General features: G+C 68.6%; 3 protein-coding genes and 1 tRNA gene. 1 reads left to right on the top strand and 3 read right to left on the bottom strand.

Translation table 11 applies throughout. The annotated features are described in order from the left end of the window. A partial coding sequence (gene rlmN, locus AB1609_19050; GenBank protein MEW6048544.1) for a 23S rRNA (adenine(2503)-C(2))-methyltransferase RlmN occupies positions 1-1,095 on the bottom strand: 1,095 nt, incomplete at its 3' end. A 154-nt stretch (positions 1,096-1,249) separates the two neighbouring features. On the opposite strand from rlmN, the gene AB1609_19045 reads away from it, so the two are divergent. Next, positions 1,250-1,327: transfer RNA gene (locus AB1609_19045), tRNA-Pro, on the top strand. Between the two features lie 29 nt (positions 1,328-1,356). Here AB1609_19045 and spo0A read toward each other — a convergent pair. Both spo0A and AB1609_19035 read right to left on the bottom strand, forming a co-directional pair. Further along, positions 1,357-2,214 (bottom strand): sporulation transcription factor Spo0A, encoded by an 858-nt coding sequence (gene spo0A, locus AB1609_19040; protein MEW6048543.1) that lies wholly within the window; start codon positions 2,212-2,214, stop codon positions 1,357-1,359. 143 nt (positions 2,215-2,357) lie between these two features. After that, positions 2,358-3,258 (bottom strand): methyltransferase domain-containing protein (locus tag AB1609_19035; protein ID MEW6048542.1); only part of this gene is annotated, 901 nt, incomplete at its 5' end.

Below are 3,258 nucleotides of genomic sequence, written 5' to 3'. Positions count from 1 at the left end.
TCTTTGGGCCGCGCGCCAGGCGGCGCCGAGCTGTCCGCAGGCGGCGTGAATGGATCGCCCCCTGGGCATCCGCACCGTGACCGCCACGCCGCGGCCTTCCAGGATTCCGGCGAAACGCTTCACCGCCGCGTCCGGCGACGGCTCGAATGGAAGACCGGGTACCGGATTGTACGGGATGAGGTTGACGTGACACAGAAGCCCGCCGACCCGGTCGGCCAGCTCCCTGGCCAGTTCGGGCGTGTCGTTGACATCCGCCAGCATGACGTATTCGAACGACACCCGCCGGCGCGTGGCCCGGATGTAGGTACGTACCGCCTCCATCAGGGGTTCGAGCGGCCAGCGGCGGTTGAGGGGCACCAGGCGGTCGCGCAGCCTGTCGTTTGGCGCGTGAAGCGACAGCGCCAGGTTGACCTGCAGCCCCGGTTCGCCCGCCAGTTGCAGGATGCCCGGGGCGACGCCAGCCGTGGAGACGGTCAGGCGGCGACTTCCGATGCCGAACCCGTCGGGACCCCGCAGGAGGTCGATGGCGTGCCGCACGGCCTCCCAGTTCGCCAGGGGCTCCCCCATCCCCATGAAGACCACGTGGGTCGGAAAGCGCCCCGCCGAGCTCTGGGCCCAGAGCACCTGCCCGGCGATTTCGGGGGCGCTCAAATTGCGCCGGAGGCCCAGGAGGCCCGTGGCGCAGAACGGGCAGCCCACCGCGCAGCCCGCCTGGGTGGACAGGCACAGCGTAAGACGCGAGCGCCCGGGGATCAGGACGGCTTCGATCTCGGCCGGCGGGCGTGCACTGTCGTGGACGGACAAAAGCCCCTTGCGGGTGCCGTCGGCGTCCACCTCGAGCTTCAGCGGCTGGAGCCACCGCTGCCAGGCCACCTCGCTCAGGCGACCCCTGAGGGGTTTTGGCAGGCTGGTCATGGCCTGGGGATCGGCCTGGCCCCTGGAGAAGACCCACCGGTGGACCTGCTCGGCCCGGTACCCGGGCTCACCCGCAGCGCCGACCACGGCCCCGAGTTCAGCCCGGGTCCGGACCAGCCCCAGCGGTATGCCCGGTTGGGCTGCCGGTTCGACCGGTAGCACGCTTTTCGCAACAGCCACGTCCTTGGAGGCCCCCTGAGCGCAATTGACACGCTGCCCGGCCGGGCAGTATACTGGCGCTGCCCGGCAACGGGAGGGGCTTGCAAGCCCAGCCGTGATTATACCACGGTGAGGTTCGCCGCCTTTCGGGACCGGCTCCTCAAGCCAGAGAAGTCGGGGCGTAGCTCAGTTTGGTTAGAGCGTGCGGTTCGGGACCGCAAGGTCGGAGGTTCAAGTCCTCTCGCCCCGACCATCCCCCTGGTCGCCTCCGCCAGACCTCCTTCAGGCGGTCTTCTCCAGCGGCTGGGGCGGAGGAAGGTTCGCAAAGCGTACCCGGTCGGCCAGCTTCGCGATCATGAGTGAGTTGGTGGGCAGGCGGTCCCGCCGGTTGCCAAGTCCAGTCAGGGCCGCCAGGAAATCCCGGTTTCCATGCTCCCACGCCGCCATGATGGCGTTGCGGATGGCCGCCTCGACCCCCCCGGCCGTCGTGCCGTACTTCTCGGCCAGCCGCGGATAGATCTCCTTGGTCAGGGAGCCGCCCAACATGCGGTTCTCCCGCACCACCAGCAGCACGGCGTCCCTCAGGTAGATGTACCCCTTGAAGTGGGCCGGCACGCCGATCTGGTGGAGCAGTGCCGTGACCACCGCCTCTGCGTCCTGCCCGTGGTGGCCGGTGAACTCCGCCGCCCGGCCCGTGCGAGGCTGTGCCGGTAGCGCGCCGTCGTCGTGCGCCGCGGACTCCTGCGCCGTGCCGAACTCGCGGATACGTTGCGCCAGCAGCTCCAGGTCGAAGGGCTTGACGATGAAGTACTGCGCCCCGAGTTCGGTAAAGCGCTGGATCACGTCCTCGCGGCCGAACGCCGTGAGGACGATGACCGCAGGACGCACCACCCGGCTCGGAGCATCCTGGACTGCAGGCCCGTCCATCCCGCGCAGCCGCTCCATGACCGCGAGGCCGTCCAGGTGGGGCATGGTGATGTCGAGGATGACAACGTCGGGGCTCAGGCGCTCGATCTTGGCCAGAGCCTCCTCGCCGTCGTATGCCCGGCCGACGACCTCCATGTCGGGAAGGCTGTTGAGATACTCTTCGAGGGTCTCGACAAGCTCGATGTTGTTATCGGCCACCAGCACCCGAATCACGTCTGTGGCACCCCTCTCGCCGGCCATTCTGCGGCTAAAAGAAAAGGCCGCAACCTCCCTGGATGTTGGGTCTGGGTATTGCGGCCGAAGATGCAGGAGACGCAACTATCTTCGCCCACGGTAAACCCGCTTCCTTCTGTTCTTCAAGCCCTTCGAAACTCCAATCGAACGACAAAGAACCCGTCGGTTCGGACGCGATGAGGCAGCAGGGTAAGCCATGGCTTATCCTCCGGCGGCAGGGCATTCACCGTGCGGGCCGGCAGAAAGGAACGTACCGGAATGGCTATGACGGGCTTGGTTTGCACGAGCCGCCGGACCTGTTCCACGGTTTCCTCCGGCTCAAACGAACAGACGCTGTAGACCAGCCGGCCGGACGGCGAGAGAAGATCCACGGCCGCCTCAAGGAGTTGGGCCTGCAGCTCTGCCATGGCCCGAACGTCCTCGGGAGTCCGCCGCCACCGGACGTCCGGGCGCCGGGCGATGGTGCCGAGGGCCGTGCACGGGGCGTCGAGCAGGACCGCATCGAAGCGGCCACCTTCGAGGGGTGGCCGGCGGGCATCCGCCGCCACGGGCCGGATGGACCAAAGGCCCAGCCGCCGGGCGTTCTGGCGGACGAGGGGCAGGCGCCCGGGGTGCAAGTCGACCGCGACGATACGGGCCTCGTCGCGGCTCATCTCCGCGAGGTGGCCGCTCTTGCCACCGGGCGCGGCGCAAAGATCCGCCACGGTTTCCCCGGGCTGCGGCCCCACGGCGTGGCCCGGCAGCATGGAGGCCTCGCTTTGCGGTGTAAACAGCCCCTCCTGGTAACCGGGAAGGCGCTCGACGGGCGCACCCGGGCGGTCAGCGATCAGGGCCTCCGGGGCGAGGATGCCCGGCTGCCATCCGATCCCGTGGGCACCCCAGAGATCCCCCAGTGCCTGGGAGCTTGCCCGCAGGGTCTGGACGCGAACCGAGAGAGGCGCCGGATCGTTGTTGGCCTTCAAAATAGCCAGGGCCGTCTCTTCCCCGAACTGGCCGATCCACCGCCTCACAAGCCACGCCGGG

Source organism: Bacillota bacterium (assembly GCA_040754675.1).
Taxonomy (GTDB): domain Bacteria; phylum Bacillota; class Limnochordia; order Limnochordales; family Geochordaceae; genus Geochorda.
The sequence above is the reverse complement of the archived record's forward strand: the minus strand, read 5'-3'. Positions and strand labels throughout refer to the sequence as shown.